This window comes from Kribbella sp. NBC_00662 (genome assembly GCF_041430295.1).
In the GTDB taxonomy this organism is placed as follows: Bacteria; Actinomycetota; Actinomycetes; order Propionibacteriales; family Kribbellaceae; genus Kribbella.
Map to the genome: position 1 here is coordinate 6,434,019 of NZ_CP109029.1, position 22,689 is coordinate 6,456,707.

The 22,689-nt window shown below is 69.0% G+C and carries 19 protein-coding genes; 12 read left to right on the top strand and 7 right to left on the bottom strand.

Features of this window, described 5'->3' with window-relative positions; genetic code table 11:
• Positions 1-39 precede the first annotated feature (39 nt).
• Positions 40-810: a TetR/AcrR family transcriptional regulator gene (locus OHA10_RS31865; RefSeq protein WP_371402464.1), complete on the bottom strand. Its 771-nt coding sequence runs from the start codon at positions 808-810 to the stop codon at positions 40-42.
• Positions 811-966: 156 nt separating this feature from the next.
• Here OHA10_RS31865 and OHA10_RS31870 point away from each other — a divergent pair, with 156 nt between their 5' ends.
• Positions 967-2,835, top strand: a complete 1,869-nt coding sequence (locus tag OHA10_RS31870; RefSeq protein WP_371408015.1) for an ABC transporter ATP-binding protein — start codon at positions 967-969, stop codon at positions 2,833-2,835.
• 143 nt (positions 2,836-2,978) lie between these two features.
• Here the strand turns inward: OHA10_RS31870 and OHA10_RS31875 are convergent, their stop codons facing one another.
• Positions 2,979-3,110 (bottom strand): hypothetical protein, encoded by a 132-nt coding sequence (locus OHA10_RS31875; protein ID WP_371402465.1) that lies wholly within the window; start codon positions 3,108-3,110, stop codon positions 2,979-2,981.
• 441 nt (positions 3,111-3,551) lie between these two features.
• Between OHA10_RS31875 and OHA10_RS31880 the strand changes: the two genes are divergently transcribed.
• From OHA10_RS31880 to OHA10_RS31920, 9 genes are all read left to right on the top strand, one after another.
• Positions 3,552-5,870 (top strand): DEAD/DEAH box helicase, encoded by a 2,319-nt coding sequence (locus OHA10_RS31880; RefSeq protein WP_371402466.1) that lies wholly within the window; start codon positions 3,552-3,554, stop codon positions 5,868-5,870.
• On the top strand, positions 5,867-7,096 hold the full coding sequence (locus OHA10_RS31885) for an SWIM zinc finger family protein (RefSeq protein ID WP_371402467.1): 1,230 nt from the start codon (positions 5,867-5,869) through the stop codon (positions 7,094-7,096). The genes OHA10_RS31880 and OHA10_RS31885 overlap by 4 nt, the downstream gene beginning before the upstream one ends.
• 196 nt (positions 7,097-7,292) lie before the next feature.
• Positions 7,293-7,796, top strand: coding sequence for a GNAT family N-acetyltransferase (locus OHA10_RS31890; RefSeq protein WP_371402468.1), 504 nt, complete (start codon positions 7,293-7,295; stop codon positions 7,794-7,796).
• A 180-nt stretch (positions 7,797-7,976) separates the two neighbouring features.
• Positions 7,977-9,686, top strand: coding sequence for an ABC transporter substrate-binding protein (locus tag OHA10_RS31895; protein ID WP_371402469.1), 1,710 nt, complete (start codon positions 7,977-7,979; stop codon positions 9,684-9,686).
• Positions 9,683-10,636, top strand: coding sequence for an ABC transporter permease (locus tag OHA10_RS31900; RefSeq protein WP_371402470.1), 954 nt, complete (start codon positions 9,683-9,685; stop codon positions 10,634-10,636). Before OHA10_RS31895 ends, OHA10_RS31900 begins: the two co-directional genes overlap by 4 nt.
• Positions 10,636-11,508 carry an ABC transporter permease gene (locus tag OHA10_RS31905; RefSeq protein ID WP_371402471.1) on the top strand — a complete coding sequence of 291 codons (873 nt, stop codon included), beginning with the start codon at positions 10,636-10,638 and terminating at the stop codon, positions 11,506-11,508. The genes OHA10_RS31900 and OHA10_RS31905 overlap by 1 nt, the downstream gene beginning before the upstream one ends.
• Positions 11,505-12,482, top strand: a complete 978-nt coding sequence (locus tag OHA10_RS31910; protein WP_371402472.1) for an ABC transporter ATP-binding protein — start codon at positions 11,505-11,507, stop codon at positions 12,480-12,482. Before OHA10_RS31905 ends, OHA10_RS31910 begins: the two co-directional genes overlap by 4 nt.
• Positions 12,482-13,459: an ABC transporter ATP-binding protein gene (locus OHA10_RS31915; RefSeq protein ID WP_371402473.1), complete on the top strand. Its 978-nt coding sequence runs from the start codon at positions 12,482-12,484 to the stop codon at positions 13,457-13,459. Before OHA10_RS31910 ends, OHA10_RS31915 begins: the two co-directional genes overlap by 1 nt.
• The gene (locus tag OHA10_RS31920; protein WP_371402474.1) at positions 13,456-15,213 is read left to right on the top strand and encodes a gamma-glutamyltransferase family protein; all 1,758 of its coding nucleotides are present in this window, start codon (positions 13,456-13,458) and stop codon (positions 15,211-15,213) included. Before OHA10_RS31915 ends, OHA10_RS31920 begins: the two co-directional genes overlap by 4 nt.
• Here the strand turns inward: OHA10_RS31920 and OHA10_RS31925 are convergent.
• On the bottom strand, positions 15,195-15,887 hold the full coding sequence (locus tag OHA10_RS31925) for a GntR family transcriptional regulator (RefSeq protein WP_371402475.1): 693 nt from the start codon (positions 15,885-15,887) through the stop codon (positions 15,195-15,197). The two genes, OHA10_RS31920 and OHA10_RS31925, sit on opposite strands and share 19 nt — an antisense overlap.
• A gap of 138 nt (positions 15,888-16,025) precedes the next feature.
• On the opposite strand from OHA10_RS31925, the gene OHA10_RS31930 reads away from it, so the two are divergent.
• Entirely contained in the window at positions 16,026-16,886 is an 861-nt protein-coding gene (locus tag OHA10_RS31930; protein ID WP_371402476.1) for a GNAT family N-acetyltransferase, read from the top strand.
• On the opposite strand, the gene OHA10_RS31935 is transcribed toward OHA10_RS31930, so the two are convergent.
• Entirely contained in the window at positions 16,887-18,665 is a 1,779-nt protein-coding gene (locus OHA10_RS31935) for a M1 family metallopeptidase (protein WP_371402477.1), read from the bottom strand.
• Positions 18,666-18,829: 164 nt separating this feature from the next.
• Here OHA10_RS31935 and OHA10_RS31940 point away from each other — a divergent pair, with 164 nt between their 5' ends.
• Positions 18,830-20,386, top strand: a complete 1,557-nt coding sequence (locus tag OHA10_RS31940) for an adenylate/guanylate cyclase domain-containing protein (protein WP_371402479.1) — start codon at positions 18,830-18,832, stop codon at positions 20,384-20,386.
• On the opposite strand, the gene OHA10_RS31945 is transcribed toward OHA10_RS31940, so the two are convergent.
• Genes OHA10_RS31945 through OHA10_RS31955 form a run of 3 tightly spaced genes read right to left on the bottom strand, consistent with a single transcriptional unit; the run spans position 20,337 to position 22,617 of the window.
• Entirely contained in the window at positions 20,337-21,065 is a 729-nt protein-coding gene (locus OHA10_RS31945; RefSeq protein ID WP_371402480.1) for a MerR family transcriptional regulator, read from the bottom strand. The two genes, OHA10_RS31940 and OHA10_RS31945, sit on opposite strands and share 50 nt — an antisense overlap.
• Positions 21,066-21,068: 3 nt before the next feature.
• A complete protein-coding gene (locus OHA10_RS31950; protein WP_371402482.1) occupies positions 21,069-21,812 on the bottom strand; it encodes an SDR family oxidoreductase in 744 nt (247 codons plus the stop codon).
• Positions 21,813-21,825: 13 nt separating this feature from the next.
• Entirely contained in the window at positions 21,826-22,617 is a 792-nt protein-coding gene (locus OHA10_RS31955; RefSeq protein WP_371402483.1) for a GNAT family N-acetyltransferase, read from the bottom strand.
• Positions 22,618-22,689: the final 72 nt, after the last annotated feature.

Below are 22,689 nucleotides of genomic sequence, written 5' to 3' on the forward strand. Positions count from 1 at the left end.
ATCAAAGGTAACTGAGTGAGTACTCACTCACAACTACGATTACCCCTCCGGTGCAGACCGGTTCACCACCAGCGCGGACACGCCGTCCAGCAGCCGCTCCAGACCATATTCGAACGCATGATCGACATCATAAGGGGCATCGAACTCACTCCCGACCGCGGTGCCGACCCGGGCCGACAACGGGAACTTCGCCAGGTCGCTGATCTGATCCAGGTGCGGCACGTGCGCCAGCCACCACTCCTTGTCCGTCATACCGGACCGGAGGATCACCTGCCGCGCTTCGACGGCCGTCCGCACTGCGCCGTGGACGTAACCGTTGACCAGCGCGACGGTCGAGTCCATCTCCACATCGGTGAGGCCGATGCCTTCCACCGCGCTCAGCTCCCACTCGTACTTCGCCATCACGTTCGGACCGAGCGGCGGACGGCTGATCGCGACCTGGAGCATCCACGGGTGCCGCAGGTACAGCGCGCGGTTCTCGCGGGCGACCTCGTCGAGCTTGGCCCGCCACTCCCCCGGCACCTCGCGGCGCGGCAGCTCGCCGTACACGGTGTCGAGCATGACGTCGAGCAACTCACCCTTGCCCGGGAAGTAGCGGTACAGCGTCATCGCGCCGACGCCGAGCTCGTCGGCGACCCTGCGCATCGACATCGCCGCGAGGCCGTCGGTGTCCGCGACCTCCAGTGCGGCGGTGACGATCTGGTCGACGGTCAGCGCCGGCTTCGGCCCGCGGGTCGGTTGCGGGCGGCGCCGCCAGAGCAGCTCGAGGCTCTTCGCCGGGTCGCCGCTACCGCTGTACTCCTGATTCATGTGCGTCGTTCTTCTCGGATCGGTTATACTTCGTACAGTGTACGCAGTTGACCTCAATCTTTGTCGAGGTTCTAACGTCTGGTTTTGTCGGTGGGGCACGGAATCATCGACGGTCCCTGATCGATCGAATCCGCGGAGCTCGCTGTGAGTATGGAAATGACCGCGTGGAACTCGCTGTACCACGCGATGCACGCACAGGACGACAAGCGTCCGTTCTCGAAGGCGACCTTGCGGCGGATCCTCGCGTTCGCGCGTCCGCACCGCACCCAGCTGATCTGGTTCCTCGTGATGAGCGTCGGCGCCGCGGTGCTCGCGGTCGCCACTCCGGTGCTGGCCGGCGAGGTGGTCAACGCGATCGTCGGCGGGAAGGCGTTCAGCGTCGTACTGCGGTTCGCCGTGCTGATCGCGGTCATCGCGATCGCGGAGGCCGGGCTGAGCATGCTGACGCGGTGGCTGTCGGCGCAGATCGGTGAGGGACTGATCCTCGATCTGCGGACGGCGGTGTTCGACCACATCCAGCGGATGCCGATCGCGTTCTTCACCCGGACCAGGACCGGCGCGCTGGTCTCCCGGCTGAACAACGACGTGATCGGCGCGCAGCGCGCGTTCAGCGACACGTTGTCCGGCGTCGTCGGCAACCTGGTGATGCTCGTGCTCACGCTGGTGGTGATGCTGCGCGAGTCGTGGCAGATCACTCTGCTGGCGCTGGTGATCCTGCCGGTCTTCGTCATCCCGGCGCGGCGGGTCGGGCATCGGTTGGCTTCGCTCGAGCGGGAAGCAGCCAACTACAACGCCACGATGAGCACGCAGATGACCGAGCGGTTCTCGGCGCCGGGTGCGACGTTGGTGAAGCTGTTCGGGCGGCCGGCGCGGGAGTCGCTGGAGTTCGCGATCCGGGCGCGGCGGGTGCGGGACATCGGCGTACGAACGGCGATGGTGCAGTGGATCTTCGTGACGGCGTTGACGTTGGTGTCGGCGCTTGCGCTGGCTGTTGTTTATGGGCTGGGTGGGTTCTATGCGCTGCGGGATCAGCTCGACGCGGGTGCGGTCGTGTCGATGGCGCTGCTGCTGACCCGGTTGTACGCACCGCTGACCGCGCTGGCGAGTGCACGGCTCGAGGTGATGACGGCGCTGGTGAGCTTCGAGCGCGTCTTCGAAGTACTGGATCTCGAGCCGCTGATCAAGGACAAGCCGGACGCGGGTCGCGTGCCTGAGGGGCCGGTGGCGGTGGAGTTCGCGGGGGTGAGCTTTGCTTACCCGTCGGCGGACAAGGTGTCGCTCGCCTCGCTGGAGGAGGTGGCGAAGCTCGATACCCGGGGTGGGGTCGAGGTGTTGCACGATATCTCGTTCCGGGCCGAGCCAGGGCAGATGGTGGCGCTGGTCGGGTCGTCCGGTGCCGGGAAGTCGACGATCGCGCAGTTGATTCCGCGGTTGTACGACGTGGACTCGGGTTCGGTGAGGCTGGCCGAGGCCGACGTACGGGATGTGTCGGCGGAGTCGTTGCGGCAGACGCTGGGGATGGTGACGCAGGACGGTCACCTGTTCCACGACTCGATCCGGGAGAACCTGCTGCTCGCGCGTCCCGAGGCGTCCGAGGACGACCTGTGGGATTCGCTCGAGCGGGCTCGGTTGGGTGAGCTGATCCGATCGTTGCCCGATCAGCTCGACACGGTGGTGGGTGAGCGTGGGTATCGCTTGTCCGGCGGCGAGCGGCAGCGGTTGACGATCGCGCGGTTGCTGCTCGCGCAGCCGCGGGTCGTGATCCTCGACGAGGCGACCGCGGCATTGGACTCGACGAACGAGGCGGCGGTGCAGGCGGCGCTGACCGAGGCGCTTGCCGGTCGTACGGCGGTGGTGATCGCGCACCGGTTGTCGACGATCCGGGCCGCGGATCAGATCCTCGTGATCGAGTCCGGGCGGATCGTGGAGCGCGGTCGGCATGCGGAGTTGCTCGCGGCCGGCGGGCGGTACGAAGAGCTGTATCGGACGCAGTTTGATCAGCCTGGGGAAACTGTTCCGGTCTGATCTGCTGGATGACTTGCTAGGAGGGTTGTCGGTTGGTGGGCACGGGGAACGAACTGGCTGGATACGCGGTGGTCTTCCGGCCGGCCGATCCACCACGCACAAGCCGAGTAGCCTTCTGGGATCCCGCCAGCGGTGAGCTACCCCTAGGCGTCGGAGACCAGGTCGATCTGCAGCTCGTCGTCGATTCCCAGCTTCGGCCGGTGCGGGCGGTCGAGCTGTCGGTCGCGGACGCGGTGCCGGTGCTGGGGCGGATGCGGCGGGCCGCGGGGGCTCACCCGTCGGCGGCCTTCTGGGGCGGGGCATCGCTGGTGGCGCTACAGCTGGTTGCCCGAGGCAAGCTCCTCCCAGGCGTCTCCCCCGCCGGCCACGACGCCTGGCGCGTCGGCCCCCTGGACGCCGAAGACGTCACCCGCATCCTCACCCTCGCCGAATCCATGCCCCCCTCAGCCCGATCCCTCCCCCTCCCAACCCAGTCGGCTGAGCCCGGCGCCGGGTCCGACCGGGCGGGAGCTGCGTCCAGCTCGGGCGGGTCGGGAGGGGCGTCCGCTCCCCCGCACGTAACCCGCTCAGTCGAAGTCGGCGGCCCCTCCGGCTCAGCTCGGGCGGGAGCCGCTGCCACGCCTCAGCACGCAACTCGCTCGGGTGAGGGCGCCGGTGGGATCGGCTCTGTGGGGGCGGGTGGGGCTTTGGTCGCGTCTGGTGGGGTGCGGTTGCCGGTGGCGGAGGAGTTGTTGCGGGAGTTCTTGGATGCGGTTGCTGATGGGATGCCTCGGTCGCCGGCTGCTGGGAAGGCGCATCAGACGAACCTGTTCGCCGCCGCGGCGCCGCAGCGGGCCGGCCGGTTGCGTGGGTGGGCGGATCAGGTTTCGGCTGGGCTCGACAGCGGGGTGCGGATCTCGTTGCGGATCGAGATGGGTGACTCGCATGCGTTCAGCGCGGTCGTTCAGCTGCACAGTCTGAAGGATCCGACGCTGGTGCGAGATGCGGACGACGTCTGGGCCGACGACGTCGCCGGCTTCGGGCCACGGGCCCGGATTGATGCGACGCTGGCGATCCGGCGCGCCGCCCGGGTGTGGCCGGCGCTGCAGCGGTTGCTGGATGCCGCCATACCAAACCGTATGGAACTGTCCGACGAAGAGGTCGCCGAGTTGCTCGCCGGATCGGCGCAACGGTTGACGGCGGCCGGGGTCGACCTTCACTGGCCGCGAAGTCTGAGCCGCGCACTCACAGCGCGAGCAGCGATCACCTCCGCGGACGGACCGCCGAGTGATCTCCCCGGCTTCTTCGGCGGCGACAAGACGCTCGACTTCCGCTGGCAGGTCGCGGTCGGCGACGACCCGTTGACCGAGGCCGAGCTCGACCAGCTCGCCGAAGCCACCCGCCCGGTGGTTCGCCTGCGCGACCAGTGGATGCTGATCGATCCCGAGCTCGCCCGCAAGGCCCGCGAACGCATCCTCAAACCTGTCACCCCGATCGACGCCCTCGGCGCCGCGCTCACCGGCACCGCCGAGATCGACGGCCGCCAGATCACCGTCACCCCGACCAAGTGGCTGGAGGATCTCCGCGCCCGCATCGCCGATCCCGACCGCGCCGACGAACCGATCGACGCACCCGCCGAGCTCCAGGCAACCCTGCGCGACTATCAGCTACGCGGTCTGCGTTGGCTCGTGCGGATGACGTCCCTCGGCCTCGGCGGCTGCCTCGCCGACGACATGGGTCTCGGCAAGACGATCACGCTCATCTCGCTGCACCTCCACCGCCAGCAATCTCCCGGCACCGCGGGCCCGACCCTCGTCGTCTGCCCGGCGTCGCTGCTCGGCAACTGGGAGCGCGAGGTCCAGCGGTTCGCCCCCGGCACTCCGGTACGGCGATTCCACGGCACGTCCCGTTCGCTGGCTGACGCGCAGGACGGCTTCGTGCTGACGACGTACGGGACGCTGCGACGCGACGCCGCCAAACTGGCCGACCATCGATGGGGACTGGTCGTCGCCGACGAGGCCCAGCATGTGAAGAACCCTTCCTCCAGTACTGCGAAAGCCCTGCGAACCGTGCCGGGCCAAGCACGCGTGGCCCTGACCGGTACGCCCGTCGAGAACAATCTGTCCGAGCTGTGGGCGATCCTCGACTGGACAACTCCCGGGCTGCTCGGACGCCTCGGGACGTTCCGCAACCAGTGGGCGGCGCCGATCGAGGCCGACAAGGACGAGGAGGTCGCCGCACGGCTCGCTAAGCTGGTCCGGCCGTTCCTGCTCCGTCGCAAGAAGTCGGACCCCGGGATCGCACCGGAGCTCCCGCCGAAGACCGAGACCGACCAGCCTGTATCGCTCACGCGCGAGCAGGTTGTGTTGTACGAGGCAACTGTCCGGGAGCTGATGGCGGAGGTTCGCGCCAGCAACCAGATGGCGCGACGCGGGCTGATCGTGAAGCTGCTGACCGGCTTGAAGCAGATCTGCAACCACCCCGCGCAGTACCTGAAGGAAAGCGAGAACGCCCGCCTCACCGGCCGCTCCGGCAAGCTCGAGCTCCTCGACGAGCTGCTCGAGACCATCGTCGCGGAGGACGGAGCGGTCCTCGTGTTCACGCAGTACGTCGCGATGGCGCGACTGCTCGAGCGACACCTCGAGGCGCGTGGCATCCAGACCCAACTGCTCCACGGCGGCACGCCCGTCGCGCAGCGCGAGGCGATGGTCGATCGCTTCCAGGCGGGTGAGGTCACCGTCTTCCTGCTCTCGCTCAAGGCCGCCGGCACCGGTCTCAACCTGACCCGCGCCGATCACGTCGTGCACTACGACCGCTGGTGGAATCCGGCCGTCGAGGATCAGGCCACCGACCGCGCGTACCGGATCGGGCAGACCCGCCCGGTCCAGGTGCACCGATTGATTGCCGAGGGCACCATCGAGGACCGGATCGCCGCGATGCTCGCCGCCAAACGCGAGCTGGCCGAGGCGGTCCTCAGCGGCGGCGAGGCAGCGTTGACCGAGCTGTCCGACGCGGAACTCGCCGACCTCGTCGAGCTGCGGGGAGGTCTGCGATGAACGACGTACAAGGGTTTCCGGCGTTCGCGCGGCAGCAGCGGAGCACGCGGGGGCGGTCGTGGTGGGCGCGGGCGTGGGTGCAGGCGATGGAAGACACCTCGCTTGACACCGATCAGCTGCGCAAGGGGCGACGGTACGCGAACTCGGGGCAGGTCGGGACGATCACGGTCAGCCCGGGGCGGATCGCGGCGTCGGTCTACGCACCTGAGGACACCTACGAGTCCGTCGTCCACGTCGACGAGTTGAGCGCGGACGATTGGCGCCGGTTCAATGAGCAGATCGCGGCGCGGTCCGGGCATATCGCCGCACTGCTGGATGGCGAGATGCCGCACGACCTGGTGGAGGCCGCGGGCGACGCCGGCGTCACGCTGTTGCCGGGGATCGGCGACCTCGACCCGAGTTGTACGTGCGACGCCTGGGAGCTGCCGTGCCAGCACGCAGCCGCCCTGTGCTACCAGGTCGCGTGGCTCCTCGACGCCGACCCGTTCGTCCTCCTACTCCTCCGCGGCCGCACGCGCGAATCCCTCCTCGACGACCTCCAACGGTCACCCTCGAAGCCAACCGAAGCCGGCGCTGGGTCCGGTGCTGGGTCCCGCGCTGGGGCCGAGGCCGGGTCCGGAGCTGGGCACGGGGACGGGTCCGGCGCTGGGTCCTGGGCTGGGGACGGGGCTGCGCCCGGCGAGGTGCCTGAGCCTCCGGAGTTGCCGGACAAGGTCAGGCTCGAAGACTTGGCGGTGACCGGGATCGAGCCACCGGAAGGGGTCGGGCCGGCCGTGTTACCGCTCCTGGTCCTCGATGCCGCGCGCCGGGCGCGAAACCTGCTCAGCGCGCTCCTCCACGGACGCCCGGTCCCGGCGACGCTGGACGAGTGGCAGGACACGATCCGCCTCGCTGCCGACTTCCCCGAGCTCACCCGGCCGTTGGCCGAGGCGACGAGCAAAGACCTTGCCCCCGGCATCCAAGCCTGGCGGTACGGCGGCGCGCCCGGCCTCGACGTACTCGAACACACCTGGACGCCCAACGCCGCGGACCTCAACCGGGCGCGTGCGGAACTGCTGGCCGCCGACGAGCTCGCCGTCACGGCCACGGCGAACCGGCTCACGCTCGGCGCCGACACGCAGCTCCGGCTCGACCGCGTCGGCCGATGGCATCCGTACCGGCTGGTCGACGGCAGCTGGACCCCGGTCGCCCCGCCGTCAAACGATCCGCTCCTCGCCGAGTGGTAGGTGCCGAGTCGCAGGTGCCGAGTGGTAACTGCTGGGGTGGTAAGTGCCGCGTCGTAAATCCAGTGCGAGCCAGCCACGCTTCCGGTTAGGGTGACCGCGACTCGAAGGAGGAGGTGGGGTTGATGACCGCGACGTTCCGGGTTGACGCGCGCCCGGTTACTCAGCCTCATCTTCCAACCTTCGAAAGGGACCACCGTTGTCCATCACCTGGAACACCCGCGTCGAGACACCGGCCGACGTCGAACTGATCCGCGACATCACTCTGCAGGCGTTCGGTCGCCAGTACGAGGTCGACTTCCTCGACGCTCACCGCGCCGACCCGGTCGCCTGGCTCCCCGGCCACATGTTCGTCGCGACCACACCCGAGGACGCGCCGGTCGCCTACGCGCTCCTCACCCGCTGCCACATCGGCGACCAGCCGGTCCTTTCACTCGGACCGGTCGCCGTGCTCCCGGAGTACCAGAAGCAAGGCGCCGGCAGTGCCGCCGTGCGGGCCGCGCTGGCTACGGCGGGTGATCGCGGCGGCGAGCAGGCCGTCGTCGTCCTCGGTCACCAGGAGTACTACCCGCGGTTCGGATTCCGGCAGGCGACCGAGTTCGGCATCCATCACCCGCAGTACGACGGGCCGAATCTGATGGCACTCGCGCTGGGCCGTCACGCCGTACCCGCCGGGGACCTCACCTACCCCGTCACCGTGTGAAATCGGGTCGCCGGAGGCCGCGCCCCAGCCTCCGGCGACCCCAGCGGTCGTCGGCGTTGAACGTTCCACTCCGAGTACGGCGAGAGGTCGTAAAAGGTTCAGCCAAACTCGCCGAATCACTTGCGCACCCACCTTGTATACATGAAACAGTCGACAGAACCGCCTACTCAGGAGCCCTCGATGACTCGTCGACTTCCGCTGTCGCTGAACCGTTTCACTTTGCGTAACCGCCACCGGAACCTGGCCGGGATCGGCGCCGCCGTCATCGCGCTGGCCCTGGTCGGCACGGCCTGCTCCCCGGTCGAGCCCGCCGGCAACAACAGCGGCAGCGGTGGCGACAGCAGCAGCGGCACCCAGGCGCCGGCCGGACAGGACGTCTTCGGCGAGCCCGCCGACGCGTCGCAGGTCAAGCAGGGCGGGACGCTGACGGTTGCCCTGTCCGCCGATCCGGACAAGCTCGACCCGACGTTGTCCCGCAGCCTCTACTCGCGGTACGTCTTCCACACGATGTGCGAGAAGCTGTACGACCTCGGCTCGGACGCGAAGGTCGTGCCGCAGCTTGCCACCGCGCTGCCGACGATCTCGTCCGACGGCCTCAGCATGACGATCCCGCTGAAACAGGGTGTGAAGTTCGCCGACGGCACCACGTTCGACTCGAACGCGGTCAAGATCTCGCTGAACCGGGACCTCACCCTCGCCGGTTCGGCGCGTAAGAGCGAGCTCGGTCCGATCACCTCGATCGAGACGCCCGACCCGAAGACCGTCGTCATCAAGCTCTCGAAGCCGTTCGCCCCGCTGACCGCCGCGTTGGCCGACCGGTCCGGCATGGTCCTCAGCCCCGCCGCCGTTGCCAAGCTCGGCGCGAACTTCTCCAACGCGCCGGTCTGCGTCGGCCCGTTCAAGTTCGCCAGCCGCGTCGCGCAGAACTCGATCAAGGTCGTGAAGGACCCGCAGTACTACGACGCCGCGAAGGTGCACCTCGACGCGATCGAGTACCGGATCATCACCGACTCGAGCATCCGCTCGGCGAACCTGAAGTCCGGCGACGCCCAGGTCGCGGACTCGTTGTCGACACAGGACACGCCGGCGCTGCAGAAGGACGACACTGTGACCGTGCTGCAGTCGCAGTCGCTCGGGTACCAAGGCCTCACGATCAACATCGGCAACTCGAACGGCGTCGGCAACCCGCTCAAGTCACTCGGTACTCCGCTCGCCAAGGACCCGCGGGTTCGCCAGGCGCTGGCACTGTCGATCGACCGCGAGGCGTTGGTGAAGTCGCTCTTCGGCGGCCTGAACACCGTTGCCTGTTCGCCGATCTCGCCCAAGAGCGAGTTCACCTCGGACGCAGCACAGGTCTGCCCGGCGCACGATCCGGCGAAGGCGAAGCAGTTGCTGGCCGACGCGGGCGTGAGTACGCCGTACAAGGTCGAGATGGTGACCTCGAACAACCCGGACAGCTTGCGGCTCGCGCAGGCGTTGCAGGGCATGGTGAAGGAGGGTGGATTCGACCTCGTGATCAAGCCGGTCGAGTACGCCGCGCTGCTCGACCAGCAGGACCGCGGTGACTTCGAGCTGCTGCAACTCGGATGGTCCGGCCGCGTCGACCCCGACGCCAATATCTTCAACTTCATCGGCACCACCGGCAGCCAGAACGTGTCCGGCTACAGCAGCCCGGAGGTCGACAAGCTCCTCACCGACGCCCGGCAGTCCACCGACCAGGCCCAACGCGTCAAGCTGTACGGCGACGTCGTCACCAAGCTCCAGCAGGACGACCCGATCATCTACATGTACCGCCAGCGCAACCTGACCGGCGTCTCCAAGAAGGTCCTCGGCATCCAGGTCTACCCGGACGGCGTGATCCGAACGGCCTTCGCGGGGTTCGCCAAGTGAGGCGGTACCTCCTCAACCGGCTGTGGCAATCGCTGGTGACGCTCGTGCTCGCGACGATCGTGGTGTTCGTCGGAGTACGGGCGTTGCCGGGTGATCCGGCGTTGGCGCTGGCCGGAGAGGATCGCGACCCCGAGTCGTTGCGGGCGATCCGGCAGCAGTACGGACTGGACCAGTCGTGGCTGGTGCAGTTCTGGCAGTTCGTCAGTCACGCCGCGCGCGGCGATCTGGGGCAGTCGATCCGCACGGGCGCGCCGGTGCGGTCGATGATCTTGAGCGCCTTGCCGGTGACCATCGAGCTGTCGGTGCTCGCGATCCTGATCGCCGCTGTCATCGGCGTCGGCGCGGGCGTCGTGGCCGCCGTACGACGTGGTGGGCCGGCCGAATGGGCTGCGAACGCCCTTGCGTTGCTGGGTTTGTCGGTGCCGCACTTCTGGTTGGGTCTGATGGCGATCCTGTACCTGTCCGTTGCCCTCGGCCTCTTTCCGGCCTCCGGCTTCGTCCCGTTCTTCACCAACCCGGTGGACAACCTGCATCACCTGATCCTGCCGGCACTGATCCTCGGCACCGGACTGGCGGCCGTCATCATGCGCCAGACCAGATCATCGATGCTCGACGCGCTCAGTGCCGACTACATCCGTACGGCGGAGGCCAAGGGCCTCCCGCCCAAGGCGGTGATCGGGAAGCATGCCCTCCGCAACAGTCTCATCGTCGTCGTCACGATCGTCGGTCTCCAACTCGGCGCGCTGATCTCCGGCGCCGTTGTCACCGAACGGATCTTCGCGCTCCCCGGCTTCGGCAAACTCACGGTCGACGCCGTCTTCCAGCGCGACTACCCGGTGATCCAAGCGGTCGTCCTCGTCACCGCGACGGCGTACATCGTGATCAATCTGCTGGTCGACCTCCTGTACTCCGTCATCGACCCACGGATCCGCGTGCGAGGTGAGGCGTGATGGCAGTCGCCGAAGCGATCGCTCCTCCGCGGAGCAACAGCCGTCGAGTGGTACGCCGGGTGTTCCGCAACCCGCTCGCGCTGACCGGACTCGCTGTACTCGCGATCGGGGTCGTGCTCGCGGTGTTCGCGAACTGGCTCGCGCCGCACGACCCCACCCAGACGCACCTGAGCAACGCGTTCGCTCCGCCCGGGACAGCCGGGTATCTGCTCGGCACCGACGACCTCGGCCGGGACGTTCTCTCGCGGATCATGTTCGGTCTGCGCGCGTCGTTGCACGTCGGGATCCTCGCGGTCGCGTTCTCGCTGGTGATCGGCGTACCGCTCGGGCTGATCGCGGGCTACTTCCGCGCGGTCGACGCGCTGATCTCGCGGCTCACCGATCTCGTACTGGCGTTCCCGTTCCTGATCCTCGCGGTCGGGCTGGCAGCGATCCGCGGCGCGAGCCTCGGCAACGCCGCGATCGCGATCGGCATCGCACAGATCCCCGGCATGATCCGGATCGTCCGCTCGGAGACGCTGCGGCTGAAGTCGCTCGACTTCGTCGCCGCCGCGATCGTCGAGGGCGCGAGCGACGCCTGGGTGCTCGGCCGGCACATCCTGCCGAACGCGGGCTCCGCGGTCATCGTCCAGGCGACCGTCGGCATCCCCGCCGCGATCCTCGGCGAAGCCGTGCTGTCGTTCCTCGGCCTCGGCATCCAGCCGCCGGCGCCGAGCCTGGGCACGATGCTGGCCGACGCACAGCAGTTCGCGTCCCGGGCGCCCTGGGCCGCGGTGATGCCCGGCGTCGCGATCATGCTGCTGACGCTGGCGTTCAACATCGTCGGCGACAGCCTCCGTGACGCACTCGATCCGAAGGCGAGCCGCCGATGACACCTGTCCTCGCAGTCAAAGATCTCTCCGTCACGTTCCGGACCGAGGACGGTCCGGTGTCCGCGGTCGACCACGTCAGTTTCGAGGTCGAAGACGGTGAAGTCCTCGCCGTCGTCGGTGAATCAGGTTGTGGCAAGAGCGTCACCGCGATGAGCATCGCCGGTCTCCTCCCCCGCACCGCGACGGTCGGCGGCTCGGTGCAGCTCGACGGCACCGAACTGATCGGTGCCGACAAGCGGACGCTCCGCTCGATCCGCGGCCGCGAGGTCGCGTACATCTTCCAGGAGCCGATGACCTCGCTGAACCCGGTCTTCACCGTCGGCCACCAAATCAGTGAAGTACTGCGAACCCACGTCGGCGTCACCCGCCAGGCCGCCCAGGCCCGTGCCATCGAGCTGCTCAAGCTGGTCGGCATCCCGTCCGCGGAACGCCGTATCAGCGACTACCCGCACCAGCTCTCCGGCGGCATGCGCCAGCGGGTGATGATCGCGATGGCCGTCGCCTGCGATCCGAAGGTCCTGATCGCCGACGAACCCACCACCGCCCTCGACGTCACGATCCAGGCCGGCATCCTGGACGTACTCCGTGGGCTGCGTGAACGTCTCGGCACGAGCATCGTCCTGATCACGCACGACCTCGGCGTTGTCGCGGACCTCGCCGACCGGGTCGCCGTCATGTACGCCGGACGCGTGGTCGAGACCGCAGAGGTGCACGGGATCTTCGCCAAGCCGCAGCACCCGTACACGGTCGGACTGCTCGGTGCGTCCCCCGCCGCCGGACGCCATGCCGAGACGCATCGGCTCAGCGAGATCCCCGGCCTGGTGCCGGTCCTGTCCGCGCAGCCGGATGCGTGTACGTTCGCCGACCGCTGCTCGCGGGCCGACGACTCCTGTACGACGTCACAGCCCGAGCTGACCGCCGGCGTACATCGCGTCGCGTGCTGGCACCCGGTCCGAGAAGCCGTGGAGGTCTGATGGACGCGCTCGAAGTAGAAGACCTCGTCATGCACTTCGGACCGGTCCGTGCGGTCGACGGAGTCACGCTACGGATCCCGCAAGGCTCTGTCGTCGCACTGGTCGGTGAGAGCGGCTCGGGCAAGTCCACGGTCGGCCGGTGCATCGTCAGGCTCCTCGAACCGACCGGTGGGACGGTCAGGATTGCAGGCGCCGACATCACGCATCTGTCCCGCCGTCAGCTCCGGCCGCATCGCCGCGACGTCTCGATCGTCTTCCAGGACCCGGCCGGCTCGCTCGACCCTCGGTTCACCGTCGGCGACATCGTCGGTGAGCCGCTGCGGCTGATGCGTCGCAAAGACATCCCGACCAAGGTTCGCGAGGCGCTGCGACGCGTCGGTCTGCGCCCCGAGGTCGCTCAGCGCGCGCCCCACGAACTGTCGGGCGGTCAGCGGCAGCGGGTCAGTATTGCCCGCGCGCTGATCTCCGAGCCGCGACTCCTGGTCGCAGACGAGCCGACCAGTGCACTGGATGTGTCGGTGCAGGCCTCAGTACTCAATCTGCTCGCCGATCTGCAGCGTGACCTCGGGTTCGCCTGTCTGTTCATCACCCACGACCTGTCCGCGGTCGAGTACCTCGCGGACGAGGTCGCGGTGATGTACCTCGGTCAGCTCGTCGAACAAGGGCCGCGCGCCCGGATCTTCGGCAAGCCGTCCCACCCGTACACACAGGCGCTGCTGTCCGCCGCACCTGTGCCCGATCCGGCCGAGCAGCGGGCCCGACGTCCCGTTCTGCTCGGCGACGACCTGCCGTCGGCGATCGATCCGCCGCCGGGGTGCCGCTTCCACACCAGATGCCCCGTCGCCGTGGACAAATGCCGGACAGTCGTGCCGGTGACACGCACGATCGGCGAAGGTGGACATCAGGTGGCCTGCCATCTCGTCAACGACGACGGCACCGGACCCGACGTACGACCAATTGAAGGAGCTGCCCGATGACGTTTACCACCCGGCCCACTCTGCGCGGCACGTTCGGGATGGTTTCGTCCACGCATTGGCTGGCGTCGCAGTCGGCCATGCGGATCCTCGAGCTCGGCGGGAACGCGTTCGACGCGGGCGCCGCCGCCGGGTTCGTCTTGCACGTGGTCGAGCCGCACCTCAACGGTCCCGGTGGTGAGGTGCCGGCCATCATCGCGACCGCCGACGACCCCACCCCGCGGGTGCTGTGCGGCCAGGGCGTCGCCCCCGCCGGCGCGACGATCGAGCACTACCGTTCACTCGGCCTCACGCTGGTGCCCGGCTCGGGTCCGCTCGCGGCGACGGTCCCCGGTGCCGTCGACGCCTGGCTGCTCCTCCTGCGTGATCACGGCACCCTGCCGCTGCGCGTCGTACTGGAGTCGGCCATCGAGTACGCGCGCAACGGTCATCCGCTGGTGCCGCGGGTGGCCGACACGATCAGCACCGTGCAGGACCTGTTCGAGGACCACTGGCAGACGTCGGCCGCGCTCTGGCTCAAGGACGGTCGGCCGGTGACCGGACGATTCAGCAACGAGCGGTACGCCGCGACGCTGGAGAAGCTCGTCGTCGAAGGCGAAGCAGCCGGCGCCGACCGGCAGGCGCAGATCGAGCAGGCACGGAAGACGTGGCGGGAAGGGTTCGTCGCGGAGGCGATCGACAAGTTCTCCCGGCTGCCGCATCGCGACTCCAGCGGCGAGGACCACGCCGGCCTGATCACGGGCGACGACATGGCCGCTTTCGAGGCGACGTGGGAGGACCCTGCGACGTACGACTGGAACGGGTACACCATCGCGAAGACCGGTGCCTGGGGGCAGGGGCCAGGGCTGCTCCAGTCCCTCGCCGTACTCGCGGCCCTCGGCGAGGTCGACCTGGACAGCGCCGACGGCGTGCACACGACGGTCGAGGTGATGAAGCTGTCGTACGCCGACCGCGAGGCCTGGTACGGCGACGGCGCCGACGTACCGCTGGAGACGCTGCTCTCGCCTGAGTACGCCGCTGAGCGGGCCAAGCTGATCGGGCCGGACGCGTCGCTCGAGCTGCGCCCGGGACGTCCGGACGGGCACGAGCCGCGGCTGCCGTCGTTTGCCGTGGGCAACGAAACCGGCGATGCGACCACCGGCGAGCCGACGGTGTCGCCCGGCGGGGTGACGCGTGGGGACACCTGCCACGTCGACGTGATCGACAAGTGGGGCAACCTGATCTCCGCGACGCCGAGCGGCGGCTGGCTGCAGTCGTCGCCGACGATTCCGGAGCTCGGGTTCTGCCTCGGCAGCCGGGCGCAGATGTTCTGGCTCGAGGAGGGTCTGCCGGCCTCGCTCGCGCCAGGCAAGCGACCGCGTACGACGCTCACGCCGACCCTCGTACTGCGCGACGGCGACCCGCTGATGGCGTGTGGATCGCCGGGCGGCGACCAGCAGGACCAGTGGCAGCTGCTCTTCCTGCTCCGGCACCTCGGTGCCGGGATGGATCTGCAAGAGGCGATCGACGCGCCGGCCTGGCACACCACCGGCTTCCCGTCGTCGTTCTACCCACGCGCCACCGAGCCGGGCGGCCTGGTGATGGAGACGCGAGTCGGCAAGGACATCCGCGACGAGCTGGTACGGCGTGGGCACGTCGTCACCGACTCGGATGCGTGGAGCCTCGGCCGGCTGTGCGCCGTACGGAAGGAAGCCGACGGGGTGCTCGCCGCGGGCGCGAACCCGCGCGGGATGCAGGGTTACGCGGTCGGACGCTGACCGTACGCCGCCTTCGCGGCCGCCTCCACATGCAGGCGGGCGGCCGTGGTGGCGGCTTCCGCATCGCCCGCCTCGATGGCGTCGACCAGCCGGACGTGCTCCTCGGACGAGTGCGGTGCGCGCTGGGCGGCGCCGACCCGGAACACCCAGTGGACGTGGTAGTACATCGCGGACGAGATCGAGTGCAGCCAGCGGTTCTCGCTGACCTCGATCACGGCCCGGTGGAACGCGCTGTTGAGCTCGGCGACCCGGTCGAAGTCCTCGGCCTCGGTGGCCTTGCTCGCGTCGTCGATCAGCCGGCGCAGGGTCGCGATCCCCTCGGGCGTCACCCGCTCTGCCGCGAGGCCTGCGGCGAGCGTCTCGAGCTGCTCGCGGACGGCGAACAGGTCGCGGACCGCGGTCTCGTCGAGGGTCGCGACGACGGCGCCGCGGCGCGGGAGGATCTGGACGAAGCCCTCGGCCTCGACCACTCGGAGCGCCTCACGCACCGGGTTCCGCGACACACCGAAGTCGTCCGCGAGCCGGGTTTCGGTCAGCCGCTCCCCCTGGCTGTATTCACCGTCGACGATGCGCCGGCGCAGTTCCGCCAGCACCTGCTCGCGCAGAGCGACGTGATCGGCACCGATCGTGCGTACGACGTTGTCTCGCGCGGCCTCGCCGTCCAGATGCTCCACCCCTGGCTCCTCTCCCCGTCCGCCTCGCCCCGCTTCGGCCTGCGCGCCACGGTAGCCGATCGACCGACCCTCGGCACGTGATCCAGCCGATCGGCCGACCGGCGGCTCGTGATCCTGCGGGCGGGTTAAGTTGGCGGCTTGAGCATTCGATTGATTCCCTTGACGGATCCCGACTACCGGCCGACCAGCCGCCGGATCGCATGGCTGGCCGCGGAGGCCGACGGTACGCCGGTGGGATCCGCGTTCCTGCGGCTCGACAGCAGGAACAGCTATTCGCACCTGGGCGAGCTCGAGCTGACCGTCCACCCGGCCGAGCGGCGCCGCGGAATCGGGTCGCGGCTGCTCGACGCGGTCGTCGCCGGGGCGCGCGATCACGACGTACAGACGCTGCTCGCCGATGTGACCGTCAAGTCGATCGGCGACCAGTTCCTCCAGCGGTACGGATTCGAGATCGGGCTGACGCTCGTCTACACCCGGCGCGAGCTGTCCGACCCGGTTCCCGACGTACCGGAGGTTCCTGGATACCGATTGATCTCGTGGGACGGCGTCGTGCCGGACGACCTGGTGCAGTCGTTCACCGACGCGCGCACCGGGATGGACGATGCGCCGACCGGGTCGATCTCGGTCGGCCCGGACGTGTGGGACGTCGAGCGGACCCGGCACGCCGCACAGGTCGTCGCCCAACGCGGCGAACACCTGTCCGTCGTCGCCGCGCTCGACGAGACCGGCCGGATCGTCGGCTTCACCGAGCTCGTCGTGCCGGGCGACGGGAAGGGCGACGGTCAGCATTACGGCACCGCCGTACTCCCCGCCCATCGCGGCCGCGGCCTCGCCCTCTGGATGAAGGCCGCCCAGATCCACCAGACCCGTCACCGCTTCCCCGACCTCGACGGTCTCCTCACCGACACCGTCGACACCAACACACCCATGCGCCGAACCAACGCCCACCTCGGCTACCGCCCCGGCTACCAGGTCAACCGCCGCAAGCTGGACCTGTAACTACTGCCCGAGGATGCGTTGTACTGCTGCTGTCGTGATCGGGTGGTAGCCAGGACGAGCTTTGGCGAAGACTTCGGCGGCGAAGGCCCGGTCGGTGCCGGCCAGGGCTTGGTAGACCGGGAGGACCAGCTTCATGCGACCGACCTTGGTGAGGAATTCGGCCATTTCGGCGTACGCCGCCTCGTAGCTGCTGGCGGCGACGATCTGGTACCAGCGGCGGGCGATCTCGCCGTTCGCCGTCCCGGTCAGACCGAAGGCGCGATCCAGCTGCTGCAGAAGCAGAGGGCTCAGTACGTCGGGTGCCGCGTCGAGGAAGCGCAGCCATTCCTGCGTCGTCCACTGCCCCGCGCCGTGCGGGAGCTCGCCCGTCTTCAGCCAGAGGTCACGCGCCTCGTCCACCACCTGGAACCGCGGTGACACCGCGCGCGCCGCGAACGCGGGGATGCCCGGCTCGTACAACCAGGCCGCGAGCTCGTCGTCCGTCACCACATCGGGGTGCTCGGACAGCAGATGCTCGCGCAGGTGCTCCACGAAGTTGTCGGTGTTGATACTGCGGAACGCGAACCGGTCGAAGTACCCGCGCAGGAACGGATCGAAGACCTCCCGCGAGAACCGCTCCTCCAGCCAGGACAGGAACCACGACCCCTTCAGCGGGCCTGTCGACGTCTTCCCGTGGTACTCCGAGCGGTGGTGCAGCCCCGGCAGCTCGACCGCCAGCTCGGCCGGCGTCAGCGGGTCCAGCTTGACCACCGTCGCGTGCTGCTTGATCGCGGTCTCCATCAGCGCGAACTCGGTCCCGTAGACCGCCTCGACGATCCGGTTCTCGACGTACGACGTGAAGCCCTCGTTGAGCCAGATGTCGTCCCAGCTGTCCTGCGTGACCAGGTTGCCCGACCAGCTGTGCGCGAGCTCGTGCGCGATCACGCTGACCAGCGACTTGTCCCCGATCACCACGGTCGGCGTCGCGAACGTCATCCGCGGGTTCTCCATCCCGCCGTACGGGAACGACGGGGGCAGCACGAGCAGGTCGTACCGGCCCCAGCGGTACGGGCCGAACAGCTCCTCGGTGACCCGCATCATCTCTTCGGTGTCGGAGAACTCCGTCGCCGCCTGCCGCACCGTGGCCGGTTCCGCCCACACTCCGGACCGCCCGCCCAGCGGCTCGAAGACCAGATCGCCTGCCGCGATCGCCAGCAGGTACGACGGAATCGGCTCGGGCATCACCACGTCGTACGAGCCGGTCCGGCGCGACGTCGTACCGTTGTCGGCACTCATCAGCACCATCAGCTCCGGCGGCGCGGTCACGTGTGCCGCGTAGCTGAACCGCACGCTCGGGGTGTCCTGCACCGGCACCCAACTGCGGGCGTGGATCGCCTGCGACTGGCTGAACATGAACGGCATGACACCGCCGGCCGTCATGGCCGGCTCCAGCCACTGCAGACCGGTCGCCGTCGGCGCGGTCCGGTAGCTCACCCTGACCCGCGGATGCTTCGACGTGCGGATCGTCAGTGCGGCACCGAGCTCCTTGTCCGGGACGGCCAGGCTGTACTCCAACGGCTCCCAGCCGTCGGACGTCTGGCCCTCGACCCCCAGGACGGTGAGGTCGCGGGTGTCCAGGACGAGGCGGTCACCGCTGTGCGCCTCTGTGCCGGTCCACGCGAGAGTGTGCGTGGCGCTACCGGCCAGCACCTTCTCGTCGAAGTCGAGCGCGATGTCGAGCTCGAGATGGGTGGTCCGAACCAGGGCGGGCTCGGCGTAGGAGTGGCGATCGTGCGTCACGGAAGCTCCCCGAGTGAGGCGTCCGAGGAACAGTACCCAGGGACCGGCCGGATCGGACGGCCAATCTGGGCCAGCCGCACCAACGTGCCAAAACCCTGGTTCGGTCCTGACACCCACCTGACACAGGTTGCGGAAATGGCGGTGCCATCTAGCAGACTGTGACCATGATGACCCAGGGGAATCCGGATCTGGTGCTGAAAAGGCGCCCGTTCGGATCCTGGCTGCTCGGCCCGGCCGACCAGAGCACCCGCCGGCTGCGGGTCCGGCTGCAGATCCTGATGACCACGTTCTCGATCGGCACCAACCTGATCGGCGCGCTGGTCGTGTTCGTCCTCGCCGTCTACGTGCTGCCCGGCCCCTCGCTGGTCGACCGGCTTCAGCTCGCCGACGCGATCATCATCCCGGCGTACTTCGTGCTCGCAATCGCAATCGGCTGCGTCTGGAGCATGCGGCTGACTCGTCGAGTGACGCGCTGGGTCGAGCTCGAGCGGCCGGCCACCAGGCGGGAGCAGATCGCCACGTTGCAGCTGCCGCTGCGACTCACGCTCATCGAGGTGCTGCTCTGGCTGGTCGCGGCCGCGGTCTTCACCGTGATGACGGTGATCATGCAGCCGGAGAACGCGCTGCGCGTCGCCCTCACGGTCATCGACGGCGCGATCATCACCTGCTCGGTGTCCTACTTGCTGACCGAGTTCGCGCTCCGGCCGGTCGCCGCGCGGGCGCTGGCCGACTCACCACCGCCGCGACGGCTGCTCGCGGCGGGGCTGAAGGCGCGGACGGTGTTCTTCTGGGCGGTCGGCTCCGCCGTACCGGTCGCCGGGCTGATGCTGGCCGCCGTACTCGCGCTGATCGAGGGTGACGTCACCTCGACGCGGCTGTCGGTCGTGATCCTTGCCTTGGGCATCGTGGCACTGGGCAACGGCTGGCTGTTGACGATGCTGTCGGCCAAGTCGGTCGTCGCGCCGGTCCGGTCGGTGCGGGACGCGCTGAGTGTGATCGGCGAAGGTCGGCTCGACGTGAGCATCCCGGTCTTCGACGGCACCGAGCTGGGGTCGTTGCAGGCCGGGTTCAACCGGATGGCCGAAGGACTGCGCGACCGCGAGCGGATCCGCGACGTCTTCGGCCGGTACGTCGGACCCGACGTCGTGCAGGAGGCACTGAGCAGCGACCGGCTCGGCGGCGAGGAGCGGTACGTCGCGGTGCTGTTCGTCGACCTGGTCGGCTCGACCGAGCTCGCTATGAATCGGCCGCCGACCGAGGTCGTGCAACTGCTCAACCGGTTCTTCGCGATCGTGGTCGACGAGGTGGACCGTCAGGGCGGGTTCGTGAACAAGTTCGCCGGTGACGCGGCACTGGCGGTCTTCGGGGCGCCGGCCGAGCTGGCCGATCCGGCCGGGAGCGCGTTGTGCGCCGGCCGGGAGCTGGCCCGTCGGCTCGACGAGGAGTTGCCGGAGGCAATCGCCGGCATCGGCGTGACGGCCGGCATCGTCGTCGCGGGCACGGTCGGCGACGTACGGCGGCACGAGTACACCGTGATCGGCGATCCGGTGAACGAGGCGGCCCGGCTGAGCGAGCTGGCAAAGGCTGCGCCGGGTCGGTTGATCGCGTCGATGGCCGCGGTCGAGCAGTCGGCCCCGGCCGAGGCCGATCAGTGGCGGACGACCGAGCAGATCACTGTGCGGGGACGGTCGGCGCCGACTCGGCTGGCTGTCCCTGACTGATCAATTGATGGAGCAGGGCGCCGCCGTACAGCATCGCCTTGGTCTGACGGTCGTGCGCGGCGCGGCGCTCGGCGATCGCAGTACGCAGGGCGTCGGTGCTGCCCGTTCTTCGTAGGCCGTCCAGGACCGGCCTGATCTGCTCGAAGTAGTAGCGGCCCTGGCGGAGCATGTGGATGATCCTGGCGTCGCGGACCTGTTCGGGGCCGTAGCGGCGGTACTTCGTGCCGGGCTCTCGGGTCGGCGCCAGCAGACCGGCTGCTTCCCAGACCCGGAGTGCTGACGTGCGGATGCCGAGACGGTGTGCCAGTTCTCCGACGAGCAGGGACGGGCCGGTGAGTTGGTCGACGTTCTCGGCAGCGAGCGCGGCGAGCGCTTCACTCGCGGCGTCGGTGGCGAGCCGTTGCTCGTGGAGTGCGGCGTGGGCGGCGTCGACCAATCTGTAGGCGAGCGCCTCGTCGCCGTCGTGCACGGCTCGCATGATCTCGGTGGCGGTCTCCGCGCCGAAGCCGGGCGCGAGGGCGCGGTACGTCAGCAGCGCCGACACATGCTCCGGGCCGTACTGCCGGTACCCGGTGTCCGACCGCGGCGCCGGCGGCAGGATCCCGGCCGCCTCGTAGTTGCGGACGAGCTGGGTCGACACCCCCGCCCGGCGCGCCAGGTCAACCGGCCGGAGCCCCACGGCTCACCGGCCGCCGGAGACGTCGACCGTCGTACCGGTCATGTACGACGCGCGGTCCGAGGCGAGGAACGCAATCACCTCCGCGACCTCCTCCGCCTTACCCGGACGGGCCAGCGGTGGCGTGGCACCGAGGCGATCCAGCCGGCCCGGCTCGTGGATGTCGGTCTCGATCAGGCCGGGGCGCACGCCCAGCACCCGGACACCTTCCTTCGCGACCTCGTTGGCCAGCCCGGTGGTGAGAGCATCGACCGCGGCCTTGCTCGCGGCGTAGTCGACGTACTCGCCGGCCGAGCCGAGGACCGCCGCGCGCGACGAGACGTTGACGATCACTCCCCCGGTGCCGCCGTACGCCGTCGACATCCGGCGGACCGCGGCGCCGGCGACCAGGAACGCGCTGATCGAGTTGATCCGGAACACCCGGTCGAGGCGCTCGGCGTCGTACTCCGCGACGCGGCCGCCTGGCGAGACGACACCGGCGTTGTTGATCACCGCACCGATCGGACCGAGCTCGGCGGTGACGGTGTCGAAGAGGCGCTCGATCTGGTCCGGCTCGACGACGTCGGCCTGTACGGCGATCGCACGCCGGCCGAGCTCCTCGCACGCCTTCACCACGCGGGCAGCCTCGTCGGCCTGCGTCCGGTAGTTGACGCCGACGTCCCAGCCGTCCGCCGCGAGCGCGACCGACGCGGCCGCTCCGATCCCGCGACTCCCACCGGTGACCATCACGACCCCGCGTACGTCCGTCATGCGTCCTACTCTGTCACGCGGGCGGCACGACGAACTGAAGCTGGGTCTCGGTGTCCTTGAATCCGACCGAGCGATAGATGCGGACCGCGAGGTAGTCCGGATCCGCGACCATCACCAGCGTCCGCGCACCGCCTTCGGTCAACCCGTACGTCGACACGTGGTGGACGAGCGTCCCCGCCAGACCACGGCCGCGGTCCTCTGGAGACGTCTGCACATTCTGGAACCGGGCGACGCCCTTACCGTCGAACATCAACCCCATCGAGCTCTGCAGCCGATCACCGTCGAACGCGCCGAACCACTTCCCGTGGCCCGCCTCGACCAGCGCGCGCTGCGCCGCCTGTTTGCGCCGGGTGAAGTCCTCGTAGGCCGCGTCGACCGTCATGTCCGCGGTCGCAAGGCTCTGGTCGAACAGCTGGGCCCAGTCGCTGTCCCGGTCCAGGAACCGGTACGTCGACTCGGTGTTCGGCCGCGGCGGCGGGACGACCCGGTCCGCGGTCATCACCACGCTCCGGTCGATCGTGAGACCGGCAGCCTTCACCTCGTCCTCCGCGCCGATCGCACCATCCACGCTGTCGATGCCGATGGCAACGTGTTCCGCGGTCGGGAACTCACGGTGGAAGTCGTCCAGGCGGATCCGGGCGTCGTCCGGGGCGAACGGCGTGCGGTACAGCAGGAAGTTGCCCCACCAGTAGCCGGGGTTGGCCGGCGTCCGCACCACGACGTACTCGCCGGTGTCGCGGAAGGTGCTGCCGCCCAGCTCGAGCAGCAACAGGTCGGTGCGGTAGCCCAGGCTCGTGATGTCCACGCGTCCATCCTCACCTCCGCGTCAATCGAGTTCCCTTGACATGCAGCCGTTCGGCTGCCTATGTTTCTCATG

Excerpts from the sequence above, each read along its gene's own strand:
- OHA10_RS31865 (WP_371402464.1), bottom strand. The coding sequence starts at position 810 with ATGAATCAGGAGTACAGCGGTAGCGGCGACCCGGCGAAGAGCCTCGAG.
- OHA10_RS31870 (WP_371408015.1), top strand. The coding sequence starts at position 967 with ATGACCGCGTGGAACTCGCTGTACCACGCGATGCACGCACAGGACGAC.
- OHA10_RS31885 (WP_371402467.1), top strand. The coding sequence starts at position 5,867 with ATGAACGACGTACAAGGGTTTCCGGCGTTCGCGCGGCAGCAGCGGAGC.
- OHA10_RS31895 (WP_371402469.1), top strand. The coding sequence starts at position 7,977 with ATGACTCGTCGACTTCCGCTGTCGCTGAACCGTTTCACTTTGCGTAAC.
- OHA10_RS31905 (WP_371402471.1), top strand. The coding sequence starts at position 10,636 with ATGGCAGTCGCCGAAGCGATCGCTCCTCCGCGGAGCAACAGCCGTCGA.
- OHA10_RS31910 (WP_371402472.1), top strand. The coding sequence starts at position 11,505 with ATGACACCTGTCCTCGCAGTCAAAGATCTCTCCGTCACGTTCCGGACC.
- OHA10_RS31915 (WP_371402473.1), top strand. The coding sequence starts at position 12,482 with ATGGACGCGCTCGAAGTAGAAGACCTCGTCATGCACTTCGGACCGGTC.
- OHA10_RS31920 (WP_371402474.1), top strand. The coding sequence starts at position 13,456 with ATGACGTTTACCACCCGGCCCACTCTGCGCGGCACGTTCGGGATGGTT.
- OHA10_RS31940 (WP_371402479.1), top strand. The coding sequence starts at position 18,830 with ATGATGACCCAGGGGAATCCGGATCTGGTGCTGAAAAGGCGCCCGTTC.
- OHA10_RS31950 (WP_371402482.1), bottom strand. The coding sequence starts at position 21,812 with ATGACGGACGTACGCGGGGTCGTGATGGTCACCGGTGGGAGTCGCGGG.